This is a genomic window from Streptomyces sp. NPDC005808 (genome assembly GCF_042871385.1).
Lineage (GTDB): Bacteria > Actinomycetota > Actinomycetes > Streptomycetales > Streptomycetaceae > Streptomyces.
In genome coordinates, this window is the sequence record NZ_JBIAIK010000011.1 from 23139 (window position 1) to 39635 (window position 16497).

Annotated in this window: 17 protein-coding genes; 8 read left to right on the top strand and 9 right to left on the bottom strand. The window is 71.0% G+C overall.

Going from position 1 to position 16497, the window contains the following annotated elements:
- The first annotated feature begins 31 nt into the window (after positions 1–31).
- A complete protein-coding gene (locus ACFYPC_RS23690) occupies positions 32–484 on the top strand; it encodes a phospholipase (protein WP_388679536.1) in 453 nt (150 codons plus the stop codon).
- A gap of 115 nt (positions 485–599) precedes the next feature.
- On the opposite strand, the gene ACFYPC_RS23695 is transcribed toward ACFYPC_RS23690, so the two are convergent.
- The 3 genes from ACFYPC_RS23695 to ACFYPC_RS23705 form a co-directional block, all read right to left on the bottom strand.
- Positions 600–2129, bottom strand: coding sequence for a metallophosphoesterase (locus ACFYPC_RS23695; protein ID WP_388680058.1), 1530 nt, complete (start codon positions 2127–2129; stop codon positions 600–602).
- Between the two features lie 128 nt (positions 2130–2257).
- The gene (locus ACFYPC_RS23700; RefSeq protein ID WP_388679539.1) at positions 2258–3064 is read right to left on the bottom strand and encodes a DUF427 domain-containing protein; all 807 of its coding nucleotides are present in this window, start codon (positions 3062–3064) and stop codon (positions 2258–2260) included.
- A gap of 311 nt (positions 3065–3375) precedes the next feature.
- A complete protein-coding gene (locus ACFYPC_RS23705) occupies positions 3376–4155 on the bottom strand; it encodes a DeoR/GlpR family DNA-binding transcription regulator (protein ID WP_388679542.1) in 780 nt (259 codons plus the stop codon).
- A gap of 132 nt (positions 4156–4287) precedes the next feature.
- Here ACFYPC_RS23705 and ACFYPC_RS23710 point away from each other — a divergent pair, with 132 nt between their 5' ends.
- The gene (locus ACFYPC_RS23710) at positions 4288–5178 is read left to right on the top strand and encodes an SIS domain-containing protein (protein ID WP_388679545.1); all 891 of its coding nucleotides are present in this window, start codon (positions 4288–4290) and stop codon (positions 5176–5178) included.
- Between the two features lie 33 nt (positions 5179–5211).
- Complete coding sequence (locus tag ACFYPC_RS23715) at positions 5212–6063, top strand: ketose-bisphosphate aldolase (protein WP_388679548.1); 852 nt, start codon at positions 5212–5214, stop codon at positions 6061–6063.
- 142 nt (positions 6064–6205) lie between these two features.
- On the opposite strand, the gene ACFYPC_RS23720 is transcribed toward ACFYPC_RS23715, so the two are convergent.
- Positions 6206–7339 (bottom strand): methyltransferase, encoded by a 1134-nt coding sequence (locus ACFYPC_RS23720; protein ID WP_388679551.1) that lies wholly within the window; start codon positions 7337–7339, stop codon positions 6206–6208.
- A gap of 66 nt (positions 7340–7405) precedes the next feature.
- Between ACFYPC_RS23720 and ACFYPC_RS23725 the strand changes: the two genes are divergently transcribed.
- A complete protein-coding gene (locus tag ACFYPC_RS23725; protein ID WP_388679554.1) occupies positions 7406–8050 on the top strand; it encodes an alpha-ketoglutarate-dependent dioxygenase AlkB family protein in 645 nt (214 codons plus the stop codon).
- Positions 8051–8098: 48 nt separating this feature from the next.
- Complete coding sequence (locus tag ACFYPC_RS23730; protein ID WP_388679557.1) at positions 8099–9337, top strand: ROK family protein; 1239 nt, start codon at positions 8099–8101, stop codon at positions 9335–9337.
- A 114-nt stretch (positions 9338–9451) separates the two neighbouring features.
- Here the strand turns inward: ACFYPC_RS23730 and ACFYPC_RS23735 are convergent, their stop codons facing one another.
- From ACFYPC_RS23735 to ACFYPC_RS23750, 4 genes are read right to left on the bottom strand one after another with little or no spacing between them, the layout of a single operon-like run.
- Positions 9452–9838, bottom strand: coding sequence for a tautomerase family protein (locus ACFYPC_RS23735; protein WP_388679560.1), 387 nt, complete (start codon positions 9836–9838; stop codon positions 9452–9454).
- Between the two features lies 1 nt (position 9839).
- Complete coding sequence (locus ACFYPC_RS23740) at positions 9840–10748, bottom strand: phosphotriesterase (protein WP_388679563.1); 909 nt, start codon at positions 10746–10748, stop codon at positions 9840–9842.
- Positions 10745–11329 (bottom strand): DUF4865 family protein, encoded by a 585-nt coding sequence (locus tag ACFYPC_RS23745; protein ID WP_388679566.1) that lies wholly within the window; start codon positions 11327–11329, stop codon positions 10745–10747. The genes ACFYPC_RS23740 and ACFYPC_RS23745 overlap by 4 nt, the downstream gene beginning before the upstream one ends.
- Positions 11330–11348: 19 nt before the next feature.
- Positions 11349–11945, bottom strand: a complete 597-nt coding sequence (locus ACFYPC_RS23750) for a TetR/AcrR family transcriptional regulator (RefSeq protein WP_388679569.1) — start codon at positions 11943–11945, stop codon at positions 11349–11351.
- 184 nt (positions 11946–12129) lie between these two features.
- Between ACFYPC_RS23750 and ACFYPC_RS23755 the strand changes: the two genes are divergently transcribed.
- Genes ACFYPC_RS23755 through ACFYPC_RS23765 form a run of 3 tightly spaced genes read left to right on the top strand, consistent with a single transcriptional unit; the run spans position 12130 to position 15733 of the window.
- Positions 12130–12420, top strand: coding sequence for an SHOCT domain-containing protein (locus ACFYPC_RS23755; RefSeq protein ID WP_388680060.1), 291 nt, complete (start codon positions 12130–12132; stop codon positions 12418–12420).
- A complete protein-coding gene (locus ACFYPC_RS23760; protein ID WP_388679571.1) occupies positions 12417–13175 on the top strand; it encodes an ABC transporter ATP-binding protein in 759 nt (252 codons plus the stop codon). Before ACFYPC_RS23755 ends, ACFYPC_RS23760 begins: the two co-directional genes overlap by 4 nt.
- On the top strand, positions 13172–15733 hold the full coding sequence (locus ACFYPC_RS23765) for an ABC transporter permease (RefSeq protein WP_388679573.1): 2562 nt from the start codon (positions 13172–13174) through the stop codon (positions 15731–15733). The genes ACFYPC_RS23760 and ACFYPC_RS23765 overlap by 4 nt, the downstream gene beginning before the upstream one ends.
- Positions 15734–15759: 26 nt before the next feature.
- Here the strand turns inward: ACFYPC_RS23765 and ACFYPC_RS23770 are convergent, their stop codons facing one another.
- Positions 15760–16275 carry an ATP-binding protein gene (locus ACFYPC_RS23770; RefSeq protein ID WP_388679575.1) on the bottom strand — a complete coding sequence of 172 codons (516 nt, stop codon included), beginning with the start codon at positions 16273–16275 and terminating at the stop codon, positions 15760–15762.
- Positions 16276–16497: the final 222 nt, after the last annotated feature.

A 16497-nucleotide genomic window follows, 5' to 3' on the forward strand; every position in this document is an offset into this window, starting at 1 on the left:
TGGACGGGTCGCAGCCTCGTGGAGGTGTGGGATGCACCGCAGAGTCGCCGCTGGCCTTGCTGCCTCAACCATGGCCCTGATCACTGTCGTCGGCACCGCCACAGCGGCCGACGCAGCTCCCGCCGACAAGCCCCAGGTCCTCTCGAACTGGACCCAGACCAGCGCGTCGAGCTACAACACCTGGACCGCCGCCCGCGCGAACCAGGCCGCCTGGTCCGCGTACGCGTTCGACTGGTCCACCGACTACTGCTCCTCTTCGCCGGACAACCCCTTCGGCTTCCCCTTCTCCACGTCCTGCGCCCGGCACGACTTCGGTTACCGCAACTACAAGGCCGCGGGCACCTTCGACACCAACAAGCCGCGTCTCGACAGCGCGTTCTACGAAGACCTCAAGAGGGTCTGCCTCAACTACAGCGGCGCGACGAAGACGTCCTGCGACAGTACGGCGTGGACCTACTACCAGGCGGTGAAGCTGTTCGGCTGAGACCGCTGAGACGGCCGGTCGGCTGGTGGGTCGGCTGGTGGGCCGAGGAGATCCGGCCGGGCGAGGAGCTCCGGGACGCCGTGCATGCGGCGTCCCGCACTCGTTGAAGGGCAGTTCAACCGGCCACCGGCTCACCAACTGTGTCCTTAAAGGCCAGTCGGGGTGCCGGGCGGGTGATGCCTGACAGATCGTGGGCGGTGACGCTGTTGCGGTCGGCGACCGAGCGGCCCAGGGCGTGGTGCGGCCACAAGCCCGCCGCCACCCGGCGACTGCGCTCGCCCCACTCGCGGGCCGCCGGGCTGCTGGACTTGTAGTGGTTGAGGGCGAATCCGCCGGAGTGGATCCGCAGCAGACAGAAACCGCCGGGATAGTCCTTGACGGCGCTGACCTCCTGCAACGTCACATGCGGAGCCTGCGGCAGGACGGTCCGCTTGTTGCGGTGGGTGTGACCCGCGTGGTGGAGGAAGACGCCGGGGGCACCGGCGTAGGCGTCGAGCACGGCCCGTGCCTGGCGTCGGCCGAGCTGCTGGCCCCTGGTCACGGGAAAGACGGAGTCCCGTACGGTCAGCGGATGGTGGCCGAACACCACGGTGGGCCGATCCGAGTCCTCCTTCAACCGGGCCCGGAACCAGGACAGTTGCTCCGCACCGAGCCCGCCCGCGTCGGCGCCGTTGCCTTCCTTCAGGTACGTGTCGAGCCCGACGATCCGCAGCCCGCCGAGGTCGTGGGTGAAGTACGAGGGCGCCCCGCCGTCGAGGAACCCCGTCCGGAAGGCGTCCGAGTCCTCATGGCCGGGCCGGGGACGGTCGTGGTTCCCTCGTACGACGAAGTAGTCCCGCCCGTGGGCTCCGAACCCGTCCAGGATCCGCTTCGCCTCGGCCAGATCCCGCGGCGCGCCCCCCGCCGAGATGTCCCCGGCGGCCAGCAGCACATCCGCCCCGCGCCGCCGGGCCTCCTCGACCACCGCCCGGCTCATGATCTCCGGATACGGCGCGAGCCCCGCCTCCTGCGACACCCCTCGCATCATGGGCACGCCGCCCACCAGACCGGCGGTGGTCTCCCCGACGTGCAGGTCGTTGCAGAGGGCGATCGTCAGCAGGTGCCGCCCCGGCGGGGGCTGCGGGGTGGTGAACGAGTACGGGCCTCCGCGCGCCCCCAGTCCGTAGCGGTTGGTGCCGACGGCGTTGCCGCGGATGAGGTGCAGCGAGGTCGGAGTGGCGGCCACGCCCCGTGAGCGGGCCTGGTAGTAGTACGTCTGACCCGGCTCCAGACCCGTGAGCTCCACGTGGTGGTGAGCGGTGGGCCGGGCTTCCGATGCGGTGCGGTTCAGCCGGGTGGGATGAGTGCCGTAGACGACCTCGCCCTCCGTGACCGCGGGCAGCATATGGCCTGTCCCGTCGTCGGTGCCGGGTATTCCGGTGTGCCAGGTGATGACGGCGCTGTCCTCGGTCAGGGTGACCAGTTCCAGGTGGACGGCGGCAAGGAGATCCGGGGGATGGAGGCGGTTCTGGTGTGCGGGGCCGTGGAGGGCGGCTCGCAGCAGCGAGGGGGCCAGCAGGACGCCGGATCGCAGGACTTCGTAGGGAGCGGGGAGGGCGGCCAGGGCGGACAGGGACGCGAGGGGAGCGGACAGGCAGCAGCGCATGCCCTGTGCGTGCCCCCGCGCAGTGAACGCCGGCAGTGTTGCCGACGGCGGCACCAGGTATGGCACGCGACATCTCCGTCCGGGCGCGGCTCGACGTGGGTGGAACCGGCCGGTCGAGTGACCGGCGGTCAGCTCGTCGACAACGTTTTGCTGAACGGAGTGACGGGGCGCTCCACGCGCTCTCCATCCACCGTAATGTCCACCGCCTCGTTGTAGAAAGCCAGGAGCCCTGTGATGGTGGCCACCGGGGGTAGCGGTTCCGGGTAGCTCCAGACGAGGTTCGCGGGCACGTCGGCGTCGCCCCGCCACGACCAGTACTCGGCCGTCCCCTTGTAGGGGCACCCGGTGCGGTGGTCGGTCGGGACGAGGAGATCGAGGCGTACGTCCTCGCGCGGCACGTAGTAACGCACCGGCAGACCGGTCTCGAAGAGCAGCACTGGACGCCGGGTGTCCGCGACGACCGTGCCGTCGATCTCGACCCGGACATGGCGGCTGCTCGCCAGGGCGTCGACCCGCTTGTGCGGGTCCCGGGGGTGGATGAAGATCTCTTCCTCCTCCTCGTACCAGTGGTCGAGACCCCGGCCGCTGCGCCGGAACCACTCGAAGGCGATGTGTCCGGCCAGATCGTCGGCGGGGAATGTCCAGGCCGCGTTCTCCACCGGTTCGCCGTCGACTTCGAGGTCGTAGAAGATCCGCGATCCCGTGTGCGTGCCGGTCGGAGGATTCTTGGCCGGGCGGAGCAGGTCCTCGCGGACCTCCTCGCGGGGGAAGGCGTACGTCGGAACGGGCAGTGCGGGCTCCCACACGAGGACGGGGTGATGGCTGTCGACGACGGTGACGTCGCCCTTGCGGCCGCGTACCCAGCGTTCACTGGGCTCCCACAGGAGGCCCTCCGGCGTGGTCCGTACCGATCGCGCGGTGGGGAATGCACTCATCGTCCGGTCTCCTTCGGTCGGTTGGAACCTTCAGGTGCCCGGCGGCACAGCCCGGCACCTCCGACAGCAGTGTCCCGACCCACGCCCCCCACCGCGAGCCGACCACCGAGCCACAGCCGTCCGTCCAGGGCGACCGGACGCAAGCCGGAGCCGGCCGGCCGGCTCCGGCGGTCGGGCGTGAGGCGCCGTGCCAGCGAGTGGTGGGGGTCGGACGGGAGGCACCGTGCCGTCGGGTTGTGGGGTCGGACGCGAGGCACTGCGCCGCCAGTTGTGGGCGTCGGGCGTCAGTCACCGGCAGCCGGTTACGGCGGTCAGACGGCCACGACCCTGACCCCCGCCTCCTCGAACCCCTGTACCGCCTCCTCGCTCACCGCCGTGTCCGTCACCAGCGTGTCCACCGACTCGGCCACGCAGATCCTGGCGAAGGCGCGCCGGCCCAGCTTGCTGGAGTCGGCGGCGACGATCACGCGCTCGGCCCGTTCGCAGAGCAGCCGGTTGATCGCGGCCTCCGCCTCGTCGTGGGCGGCCGCGCCGTGCGTGACGTCGAAGGCGACCACGCCGAGCACGGCCACGTCGATGGTGATCTGGCTCAGTACACCGTCGGCGAGGGGACCGATCAGCTCGTACGACTGAGGGCGCGCGACCCCGCCGGTCACCACGATCTTGAACTGGGGGCGCACAGCAAGCTCGTTGGCGATGTTGAGCGCGTTCGTGACCACCGTCAGCGCGCGTGTACCGGACGCGAGGTCGGGCCGCACCGCGAGAGCGCGCGCCACCTCGGTGGTGGTCGTGCCGCCGGTGAGGCCCACCGCCTCGCCCTGCGTGACGAGGGCGGCCACCGCCTTTGCGATCCGTTGCTTCTCGGAGGCGTGCCGAGCGGTCTTGTAGCGCAACGGCAGTTCGTACGAGACGCCGTGCACGACCGCGCCGCCCCGGGTGCGGACGAGCAACTGCTGCTCGGCGAGCTGGTCGAGGTCACGCCGGATCGTCGCGGCCGACACCGCCAGCTCGGACGCGGCCTCCTCGACATCCAGCCGACCCCGCTCGACCAGCAGATCCAGCAGTGTCTTCCAGCGGGCGTCGCGCGACATCCGCACACTCCGTTCCTCGATCTTCCGTGACCCTAGCGCACCTTTAGCGCACCTTTCACGCGTCAGAATGCTTGTTTGTGCTTGAAAGCTCGCTATATCTTGCACAAACAAGCATCGATGGGAGGGTGTGCAATGACCCACGTCGAGCACGAGCTCAACAGCCAGCCCGATTGCTGGATCCTCGCCGCCGAGGAGGCCGCGGCGCACGGTGGCGCACTGCCCGCGGCGGGGGAGCGGGTCGCGATCGTGGGGTGCGGTACCTCCTTCTTCATGGCGCAGGCCGTCGCCGCGCTGCGCGAACGCTCGGGCCAGGGAGAGACCGATGCCGTCGCCGCGTCGGAGTTCCTGGGCGGCCGCTCGTACGACCGGGTGGTCGCCCTCACCCGGTCCGGCACCACCACCGAGGTGCTCGAACTCCTAGGGGACCTGAAGGGCCGTACCCGTACGACAGTGATCACCGCCGACCCGCGCACACCCGTCGTGGATTCCGCGGACGACGTGGTGGTGCTCGGCTTCGCGGACGAACAGTCCGTCGTGCAGACCCGGTTCGCGACCACCGCGCTCACCCTGCTCCGCGCCCATCTCGGTCTCCACACGGACGCAGTCGTCGCCGACGCCCGTACTGCCCTCAAGGAACCGCTGCCCGAAGGGCTCATGGACTGCGCGCAGTTCACCTTCCTGGGCCGTGGCTGGACCGTCGGGCTCGCGGGCGAGGCCGGGCTCAAGATGCGCGAGGCGGCACTGGCCTGGACCGAGGCCTACCCGGCGATGGAGTACCGGCACGGCCCCATCAGCGTCACCACCCGGGGGACAGCCACCTGGATGCTCGGCGAGGCGCCCCCGGGCCTGGCCGAACAGGTGCGCGCCACCGGCGGTCTGTGGGTGGCCGGCGAACTCGACCCGCTCGCCGAACTCGTCCGGGTCCAGCGCCTGGCGGTCGCGGCCGCCGCGGCCCGCGGGCTGAACCCGGACCGGCCGCGTCACCTCACGCGCTCGGTGATCCTCACCCGGACGTCCGGCTGAGTCGGCTCGACCACCCGATGAGAAGGAGGAGTTGTGCCACTTGCCGCAACCGGTGAACTCGTCCTCGCCGCCGCCAAGGAGCGGACCGCGGTCGCCGCGTTCAACGTCATCACCCTGGAGCACATCGAGGCGGTCATCGCGGGCGCCGAGTCGGCGGAGGCGCCGGTCGTCCTCCAAGTCAGCGAGAACGCCGTCAAGTTCCGCTGCGGACGGCTCCTCCCGCTGGCCCGCGCCGCGACCGCCGCGGCCGAACGCGCCGGTGTAGCCGTCGCGTTGCACCTCGACCACGTCAAGAGCGACGACCTGCTCCGACAGGCGGCCGACGCCGGCTTCAGCTCCGTGATGTACGACGCCGCCCGGCTGTCGTACGAGGAGAACCTCGCCGCCACCGGGGCCGCCGCCGACTGGGCACATACCCAAGGGCTCTGGATAGAGGCCGAGTTGGGCCAGGTCGGCGGCAAGAACGGCGCGGCTCCGCTGGACGCCCACGCGCCCGGCGCCCGTACCGACCCCGCCGAGGCCCGCGCATTTGTCGCCCAATCCGGCGTGGACGGCCTGGCCGTCGCGATCGGCAGCTCGCACGCGATGACCACCCGTACCGCGACCCTCGATCACCGCCTGCTCAAGCGGCTGACGGCGGTACTGGAGGTACCGCTGGTGCTGCACGGCTCCTCGGGTGTGCTGGACGATGAGCTGGCGAGGGCCGTCGTGGGCGGCATCGCCAAGGTCAACGTCGGTACGGCCCTGAACCTCGCGATGACCGGCGCCGTACGGGAGTTCCTCGCCGCCCACCCCTCGGCCATGGACTCCCGCGAGTACCTCGGCGTGGCGCGGGGGGCGATGACGGGGGCGGTGGCGCGGCTCATCGGGGTACTGCGCGGGTGACGTCCGGAGGCCGCGCTCCACCCCGCAGGAAGGGCGCGCTCGCGAGGGCGTCGACCTCCCTCGCGAGGGTGCGGGACCGTCGACGTGCGGATGAGGGACCGCCGTAGTGCGGTGTGGGGTTCGCCACGCACCCTGCGGGGCGCTACTTCCGGACGGCCCGAAGCACCACGAACTTCGCGTCGCTCGCCATGAGTTCACTGTTGCCGAAGAGCCTGCGCAGCTTCAGGTGATACCCGAGGTGGCGGTTGCCGATCACCCACAGTTCGCCGCCCGGCCGCAGCGCGCGGCGCGCGTCCGTGAACATCCGCCAGGCCGTGGCGTCCGTCGTCGCCTGGTGCGAGTGGAACGGCGGATTGTTGAGTACGAGATCGACGCTTCCGTCGGCGATGTCCGTCAGCCCGTCACCGACGCGGAACTCCGCTTTCGTACCCTCGATGTTCGCGGCGAACGTCTCCCGTGCGGAGGCCACCGCCTGGTACGACTCGTCGACGAACAGCACCTCGGCCTCGGGATTGGCCAGCGCGGCCGCCGTACCCACGACTCCGTTGCCGCAGCCCAGATCCGCGATGCGCTCGGGACCGCGGCTGCGCGGCATGTGCTGGAGGAGGAACCGGGTGCCGACGTCGAGACGGTCGGCGCAGAAGACGCCCGCGTGGTTGATCACGGTCCGGCCGGAGACCGCACCGACACCGTCGGGGAGTTCGTAGCTGTACGGCCACGGGTTGGAGTTGCGGGCGATCCCGGGGAACGGCGTGCAGAAGATGAGCCGGGCCTTCTTCTCGGCCAGCGAGGTGCGGGTCGGGCCGAGGATCCGCTCGAAGAGGTGCAGCGTCGAGGTGTGGATCTCCTTGACCATCCCCGTGCCGACCACGACCGTCCCCTCGTGCACGCCGGGCGCCAGCCGGTGCAGCTGGTCCTCCAGGAGACCGAGGCTCTTCGGCACCCGGACGACCAGCACGTCGATGCGGTCGGGAGGTGTGTCCTGTGTGGTGAGAAGAGGCACCGCGGACTCCTCGACACCGGCTCGCGCCAGGTTCGCCCGCGTCGCCTCGCGGGCGAGGAAGGAGTCGGTGATCTGCGTCGGCCGGTGTGCCGAGAGCGCCGTGGCGAGCGCGCCCCACCGGTCACCGACCACCACGACCGAGCCCGACAGCGGGGTCCCGCTCTCCGCCAGATGCCGCAGCAGATACGTATCGGCGGCGTCCCAGGCGCGCAGCTGGTCGCGGGTGTCCTCGGGGAAACGGGCGAGTGCGTACTCGCCCCAGGGTGTAGCCATAGAGTCGGTCATCGTAGGTCAAGGCTAACGGAGCCGCAGCTCAGCGCGGTGGGCGAGGACAGGCCGATGTCGATGTTGTTCCCCCGGGACCGTACGGAGATCGCTCCGGACGCGGTCCACGTGCCCGACTGGCTCGACGCCGACCGTCAACGGCAGCTCCTGGAAGCGTGCCGCGCCTGGGCCCGCCCGCCTGCCGGCCTGCGGACGGTCCGCACCCCGGGCGGCGGCACGATGACCGCCCGGCAGGTCTGCCTGGGCCGGCACTGGTATCCGTACGGCTACGCCCGCACGGTCGTCGACGGCGACGACAGCCCCGTGAAACCGTTCCCGGGGTGGCTGGACGACCTCGGCCGCCGCGCGGTCAGGGATGCCCTCGGAGCCGGGGCCTCGGTGGCCGCGTACGACGTCGCACTGATCAACTTCTACGACGCCGACGCCCGCATGGGCATGCACCGCGACAGCGACGAGAGGTCGGACGCGCCGGTGGTGTCGCTGAGCCTGGGCGACACGTGCGTCTTCCGGTTCGGGAACACCGCGACGCGCACACGGCCGTACACCGATGTAGAGCTCCGCAGCGGTGACCTGTTCGTGTTCGGCGGGGCGTCCCGGCTCGCGTATCACGGGGTGCCACGGGTGTACGCGGACACGGCGCCGCGCGAGTTGGGGCTGACCGGACGGCTGAACATCACGCTGCGGGTGAGTGGCCTCTAGACGATTGGAGGGGCCACCGTAGGAGCGGATCATGGGAGACTCGCCCTCATGAACGGCAAGGCGGGCCCCCGGGCGGCGGGGGAAGGGAACACGCGGGCGCGGCTGGACCGGGGGCGCGGGGCGCTCGGCCCCGCTCTGGAGCTTGTGCACACCGGGCGTGCGCCGACGCGTGCCGTGCTCACCGCCGAGCTGGGCGTCACCCGGGCGACCGCGGGAGCGGTGGCCGCGGAGCTGGAGGCCCTGGGGCTGATCAGGGTCGACGCGCGGCCCGGCGCGGCGGCCGGTTCGCAGGGGCGGCCCTCGCATCGCCTGGAGGTCGCTGAGGACGGTCCCGTCGCGCTCGCCGCGCAGGTGCACGCCGACGGATTCCGCGCCGCGCTTGTCGGTCTAGGCGGGCGTCTCGTCGCCACCGCGCCCGGCTGCGAGACGGTCGACGCCGATCCGGCGAAGGTGCTCGGCTCCGTCGTCGAGGTCGGCGCGGAGCTGCTCCGCGAGTCGGGGCTGCGTTGCGTGGGCGCCGGACTCGCCGTGCCGTCCGCCGTCGCCGAACCCGAAGGGCTCGCGCTCAACCCGCTGCACCTGGCCTGGCCCGCGGGCTCCCCGGTGCGCCAGATCTTCGCCGAGAAGGTGCGCGCGGCCGGAATCCAGGGGCCCGCGTTCGCCGCCAACGACGTCAACCTCGCGGCCCTTGCCGAACATCGGCACGGCGCGGGCCGCGGCGCCCGCGACCTGCTCTGCGTGGCCACCGGGCACCGGGGTGTCGGCGGCGCCCTCGTCCTCGACGGCCGCCTCCACACGGGCAGTTCGGGGCTCGCCCTCGAAGTCGGCCACCTCACCGTCAACCCCGCGGGCCGCCCCTGCTATTGCGGCAGCCGCGGTTGTCTCGACGTCGAGGCGGACCCGTTGGCCTTCCTCATCGCGGCCGGCCTCGATCCCGGCCCCGAGGTGTCGCTGCTCCAGCAGGCCAACGACCTGATCCGCCACCAGTACGCCGCCCCGGCCATCCGGCTGGCCACCGAGGCCCTGATCGACCGCCTCGGCCTCGGCCTGGCAGGCCTGGTCAACATCCTCAACCCGGACCGCATCATCCTCGGCGGCCTGCACCGCACCCTCCTCGACGCCGACCCCGGCCGCCTACGAGCCGTCGTCGCCGCCCGAAGCCTCTGGGGCCAGAGCGGCGGCGTACCCATCCTCGCCTGCACCCTGGACCACAACAGCCTTGTCGGAGCGGCCGAGTTGGCCTGGCAGCCGGTGCTGGACGATCCGTTGGGGGCGTTGGCGCTCTAGGGGCCGTGCGCGACTCGCGAGCACCTCGACCAGTGGTCGGGGCAGGGTCCGCCGGCGCGGGGCCACCTGCTCGGGTGTGGCGAAGCTCCGCCTGTCCGTGGGCGTTTCGGTGGCTCAGGAGTCGAAGTAGTGCGCCACCCCGTCGCCGAGCGACCAGTCGATCGACGCGTTCTCGGTCAGAGTGACGAACATGTTCCGTGGCTCGGTGCCGGCATACTCCTGGGCGAGCTCGGCGATCCGTCTGAAGAGCGCCTGCTTCTGCGATGGAGTCCGTCCCGAGCGCATGGTGATCGCCACGTACACGATGCCGTCGCCGCGATGCACGCCGAGGTAGCCGTCATAGCGCAGCGTGCTGCGGACGCCGTCGTGGCCGACCAGGACCTGGAACCGGTCGTCGGGCGGGACGCCGATCGTCTCGACGAGAGCCTCGTGCACGGCGCGGCCGAGCGCGTCGAGGCGGTCGGTGTCGGCTCCCAGCGTGTCTAAGCGAACCAAGGGCATGTCAGGACCACTCCACGGCGAAGGCGCTGGCTGGATTGTGGATGAAGAGGTTTTCCACCAGCCCCTCGCCCACGGCGAGTTCGAGCCTCGGCCGCACCCGGCGCAGCAGATACGGCATCCCCGGACCGCCGTTGACCGAACGAGCCGCGGCGGTCGTCGTGTCGCCGCCCAGGAGCAGACGGTCGCCGAAGCCGGCGTCGGCGAGGGTGCGTAGGGCATCGGGCATGCGCCAGTCGGTGGCGTGGTTGGCGCGGGAGGGGCCGTCGAAGGCGAGATAGGCGCCCGACGTGGCCGCCTGGCGATGGGTCACGAAGTCCGGGGAGCGGTTCAGATGCCCGAGGATCACACGCTCGGGAGGCACCTCCAACTCCCCGCACAGCAGGTCCAGTACGTCGAGTGCGCCCGTGCCCAGCTCCAGGTGGACGGCGATCGGCGCACCCGTGGCGTGGTGAGCCTCGGCCGCCGCGGTCATCGTCCAGCGGGCGTGCGCGTCCAGGGCGTGGAAGCCGCCCGCGACCTTGATCAGTCCGGCCCGGACTCCCGACGTGCCGATGCCCGTCGTCAACTCGGAGACGAAGACGTCGGCCAGCTTGCCGCGCAGTTCGGCGAGCAACTCCGGTGTGTAGTGCGCCGCTTGGTGGAGTCCGGTCGCGGCGATCACTTGGACGCCGGTGTCACGGGCGATCAGCGGCAGGTCCGCGGCACCTCGGCCCATGCCGTAGGGCGTCCACTGCACGACGCTCCCACCGCCCGCCTCGCGGAACGCCGTCAGTTCGGCCCGCGCGGCGGAGGCGTCGTCGAGTTCCTGCCCGGCGAGTCGGGGGCTGCTCAGGAAGAGGTGGTCGTGCGCGTCGCACACTCCCAAGTCCTCGGGGAGCACGTCCCCGAGGACGGTACGGACCGCGGTCACCACTGCCGGCCACGCGGGAGTCGGTCGCGCTCGGGCGTGTTGACGTACAGCACCTGGAACACCTCACCCGGCGCCTTCGGAACGTCGTGGTCCCAGAGCGAGAAGTGCACGAGCTCCCAGTGACGCGGATCGACGACGGCGGCCGCGCACACCGCACCGTCCAGCTCGGCCAGCCGCTCGGCCTCCCGAACCGCCTCCGCCATCACCTCGGACAGCCGCACCCCCTCGGGCACGCTCTGCCGCCGCCGCACGGCGACCGTGGCCGTGGAACCCGCGGCGACCCCCTCCTCGTACGCCAGGCAGGTCCAGTGCCGCACCTCGGGCCGCCCGAAGTCGTCGACGAGACCCTGGAAACCCGGCCCCCAGAGAAAGGAGTTCATGCCCTCCGGGGAGTTCCACAGATAGAACGGGCCGTACTGGTTGACAGGCGACCCGTCGACACCGCGCTCGCGCATCAGATACGCCTTCAGGCCGAGGCCGGGGAAGTCGTCGAGCAGCGGCCCCCTGCCCGTCGCCCGAGCGCGGATGACGTCCATGTCGTAGTCGGCGGGCAGCGTGAGCTCGTACTGCATGGCGTGCATCGTGTGCCTCCTGAAGGGTTCAGTGGGGAATCGACTGGGTGGCGCCGTCCGGCCTGAGCAGGGCAAGCAGTCCGCGAACTCCCGTGTCGAACGCGGCCGGTGAACCGGAGGCGCGCGCCAGTACATAGCCGCCCTGCACGGTCGCGACGATCGTCGCAGCGATCTCCTCCGCGTCGAGTGATGCGGCGAACTCGCCCTGTTCCTTGCCCTCTTCGACGATTCCCGCCAGCCGCTCACGCAGCCAGTCGATCGTCTCGTCGACCGGCGTGCGCAGCTCCTCGCTCGCGACCACGTCCGGGTCCATCGTCAGCCGCCCTACGGGGCAGCCGCGCAGGACGTCGCGCTCGCGGCGCAGATACGCCTCGATGCGCTCGTACGGCGATCCGGGCGCGCTCAGTACTCCCTCCGCCGTAGCACGCAGTTCCTCGGCGGTGCGGCGGATCGCGGCGAGTGCCAGATCGGGTTTGCCTTTGAAGTGGTGGTACATGCTGCCCTGCCCCGCGCCCGCGCGCTCCAGGATCGCCTTGGGGCTGGTGCCCACGTAACCGCGCTCCCACAACAGCTCGCGCGTGGACTCGATCAGCCGCTCCGGAGTGCTCATGACCGTACTGTACATACTAGTAGTTACAAAAGTCGAGGGGCCGGGGGAGCAGTCGAGTGGAGGGTTCGTACTCCCGTGGAGGTACGCACAGTGCCGCTGGCCGTACGACGACCGGGACCCCCTCCTGGAGCGAGGCTCAAGGCATCGAAAACCCATCCCGCGGTGGATCGGAAACGGTCCCGCAGAGGAGATGACCGATATGCAGACCCTGGCGAACTGGGACGGCGGCCCCGGGCCGTGGATCCTCTTCTTCCCGCTCATCTGGGCGGCCGTCGTGATCGGCGTCGCAACTGTCCTGCGCCGCACCGTCTGGCGTGGCCGTCGCGGTCCGTGGCGCGCCATGGCCGACCCCCGCCCGACGGGTGACGCGCCGATCGCCGTGCTCGGCCGCCGCTTCGCCTCCGGTGAGATCGACGAAGACGAGTACTGGCGGCGGCTCTCCGTCCTGGACGAGCAGTTCGGGCCTACGGCCAAGGGCGGTGCGGCATGACCACCGTGACGGTCACTCAGGCGGCGGCGCGTGTCACCGACGCCGTCAAGGTGTACGGCAGCGGGGACACCGCCGTGCGGGCCCTGGACGGGGTGAGCGTCGGCTTTCCGGCTGGGCGCTTCACCGCGATCATGGGGCCCTCGGGCTCCGGCAAGTCCACCCTGATGCACTGCGCGGCCGGCCTGGACACCCTCACCTCGGGTGCGGCCTTCATCGGCGACACCGAGCTGAGCACGCTCGACGACCGCCGCCTCACCCTGCTGCGCCGCGACCGCGTCGGCTTCGTCTTCCAGGCGTTCAACCTGGTCCCGACGCTGACCGTCGCGGAGAACATCACCCTGCCGCTGGACCTCGCGGGGGCGAAAGGTTCGCGTGAGTGGATCGACGCGCTCGTCGACGTCGTCGGCCTGCGCGACCGGCTCCACCACCGCCCCAGCGAGCTCTCCGGCGGACAGCAGCAACGTGTCGCCGTGGCAAGGGCGTTCGCCGGACAGCCCGATGTCGTCTTCGCCGACGAACCGACCGGAAACCTCGACTCGCGCTCCGGCGAGGAGGTGCTCGGCCTCCTCGGCCGGGCGGTGCGCCAGATGGGCCGAACGGTCGTCATGGTCACCCACGACCCCGTCGCCGCCGCGCACGCCGACGAGGTCGTCTTCCTCGCCGACGGCCGCCTCGTGGACCGGATGGAATCCCCGACGGCGGACAGGGTCTTGGACCGGCTGAAGGCCTTCGACGGCAAGGGGGCGCCGTCATGAACGCCTCCCTGGGCATCAGCGTCTCCTCCCTGCGCGCCCACAAGCGACGCTTCGCCGGTACGTTCCTCGCGGTGGTCCTCGGTGTCGCCTTTCTGGCCGGAACACTCGTCATGGGCGACACCCTGCGCGCCGGCTTCGACACGATGTTCGGCAACGCGAGCAGCGGCACCGACGCCGTCGTCCGCAGCGCCGACACCATCACCACCCCCGGCGAGAGCGAAGGCGTCCGGCAGCCCGTCGACACCGGCCTGGTGTCGGCGATCGAGAAGACCCCGGGCGTGGCGGCCGCTGTGCCCGACATCCAGGGCGCCGGCCAGCTCATCGGCGCCAACGGCAAGCCCATCGGCGGCCAGGGACCGCCCACCCTCGCGGGCAACTGGATCGACGACCCGGAGCTCAACGCCTACCAACTCGCCGAAGGCCGCGCCCCGTCGAAGTCCGGCGAGGTCGTCGTCAACCGAGGCGCCGCCGACAAGGGCGACCTGAAGATCGGCGACACCACCACGCTGCGCACCCCCGACCCCGTCAAGGTGACGATCGTGGGCCTCGCGACCTTCGGCGGCGAGGACGGCATGGCCCAGGTGACCTTCACCGGCATGACCCGGGCCGACGCCGAGAAGTACCTCACCGCCAAGCCCGGCGAGGCCGCGAACATCCGCGTGCGGGCCGGCCCCGGAGTCAGCCAGGAGGAACTCGTCTCCGCTCTGACGCCCGTACTGCCGACCGGAGTTGAGGCGATCACCGGCCAGGAGTCGGCCCAGGAGAACACCGACATGATCTCCAGCCAGTTCCTGAGCATCTTCACCACCTTCCTCCTGGTGTTCTCCGGCGTTGCGCTCCTCGTCGCGACCTTCTCCATCCACAACACCTTCGCGATCGTCGTCGCCCAACGCACCCGTGAGAACGCTTTGTTGCGTGCGCTCGGCGCCTCACGCCGTCAGGTGACCGTCTCGACGCTCATCGAGGCGAGTGCCGTCGCGGTGATCGCGTCGGTCGCGGGACTCGTCGCCGGTATCGGCATCGCGGCCGGACTGCAAGCGCTCTTCCCGGCCATCGGATTCCCGTTCCCTGAGGGCGACTTGGTGATCAGCGCGCTGTCCATGGCGTTGCCGCTCGCGGTCGGCGTCATCGTCTGCCTCGGCTCCGCGCTGCTGCCCGCCGTCCGTGCCGGACGTACCGCACCGCTGGCCGCGCTGCGCGAGACGGCCGTCGACCAGTCCGGGGCCTCCAGCACCCGCGCCGTGGTCGGTGGCGGTCTGGCCGCGCTCGCGATCGGTATCACGCTGTTCGGCGTGCTGGCGAGTCCGTCCCTGTGGCTCGCCGGCCTGGGCGCCGTCCTGGCCCTCGTCGCCTTCGTGGTCCTCGGTCCCGTCGCGTCCTCGACAGCCGTACGGGTCCTCGGCATGCCCCTCGACAGGCTGCGCGGTGTCACCGGCGGACTCGCCCGGCGCAACGCCCTGCGCAGCCCGAAGCGGACCGCCGCCACCGCGAGCGCCCTGATGATCGGTGTCGCCGTCGTCTCACTGTTCACGGTCTTCGGCGCCTCGCTCAAGGCCACCATGGACCAGACGGTCTCCCGGTCCTTCGCGGGTGATGTCGCCGTCAGCACCCCGTCGTTCGGCGCGGGCGGCAGCGGTCTGAGCCCGAAGCTGGCACCCGCGATCGCCGGGCAGCCCGCGGTCGAGAACGCCGTCGGCCTGGGCCGTGGGGTCGCCGAGGTCAACGGCAAGGGGCGGGCCTTGACCGTCACCGACCCGGTCATTCTCGGCAAGGTCTTCGACCTCGGCGACGTACGCGGCTCGCTCGACGACCTCGGCACCGACGGCATCGCGATCACCGAGAACGAGGCCGACAAACAACACCTCAAGGTCGGCGACACGGCCCAACTCGCCTTCATCGACGGCGAGAAGGAGCCGTTCACCGTCCGCGCGGTCTATGGACAGTCGGAACTCGCGGGCGACTACGTCATCACCCGCGCCGCCTGGAACCCGCACCGCACCCAGGACGCCGACACCCTCGTCGCCGTCTCCTTCAAGGACGGCGTGAGCGCGGCCGACGGCAAGGCCGCGGTGCAGAAGGTCGCCGACCAGTACGGCAGTCCCGAGGTGCAGACCCGTGAGGAGTACGCGCAGTCCTCGGCCGGCGGCATCGACATGATGCTGACCCTGGTCTACGCCCTGCTCGCCCTCGCGGTGCTCATCGCACTGCTCGGCATCGCCAACACCCTGACACTCGCGATTCACGAGCGCACCCGCGAACTCGGCCTGCTCCGGGCCGTCGGACAGACCCGGGCGCAGCTGCGCGCCATGGTCCGCTGGGAATCCGTCCTGGTCGCCGCCTTCGGTACGGCGGGCGGCCTCGCCCTCGGCGGCTTCCTCGGCTGGGTGCTCGTCAAGGCCTCGGACGGCGCGAGCGACAGCGCCTTCGCCTTCGCGATACCGCCCGTGCAACTGGTCGTGGTCGCCCTGGTCGGCCTCGCCGCCGGAGGCCTCGCGGGCCTGCGTCCGGCACGTCGGGCGGCACGCCTGGACGTGTTGCGCGCCATCGCCACCGAATGACGTACGAGGAGGGTGTCACCGCCCGGTCAGCCGGCAACGGCGGACCGGGCGGGAGCGTGTTCGGGCCTGCGACCGCCGACCGGGTGCAGGCGTGGGGCCTCGCATGCCGTGTCGTACGGGGAAAGGACGGGCATCGCCACGGCGGGCTCCGGCGCCGGAAGGGTGAACCACACGACCTTGCCGGACTCGCCGTCGGGACGCACCCCCCAGCTCTCGCTGACCGCGGCGACCAGCGCGAGGCCACGTCCGCAGGTGGCGGCGGAGTCCGCGTCCCGAACCTCGGGAAGGCGGGGGTCGTGGTCGTGCACCGAGACCGTGAGCCGGTCGAGCAGCAGCTCGATCTTCACGGTGCACAGTTTGTCGGGCTGGGCGTGCCGATGGACGTTGGTCAGCAACTCGGTCACACCGAGCGCGGCCGGGTCTATCAAGGGGTCCAGATGCCAGTAGCGCAACTGCGCAGATACGATTCTGCGGACCTGGCCGATCCGCGACGGCAGGGCTTGGAGCTCCACCGTGCAATGCCTGCTTGGCTGGCTGATCACGGCTGCGACTCCCCGAATTGAGGTCCGGAAGAAGACGGAGATCGGATCCAGCAGAGTGGCTGAGTGCAACGGCCGCCTGCTGACGTGGCCGGCGGGCTGGTTCGCAGCGTTATCGCCGGTAAACCCAGAGTAGTGATGTGAGAACAGAGTGACTCAAGGGGTGCGGTCCTGCAACTCCGCGGGTACTTCTGCCCCCGCAGCCCCGCAGCCCCGCAGCCCCGC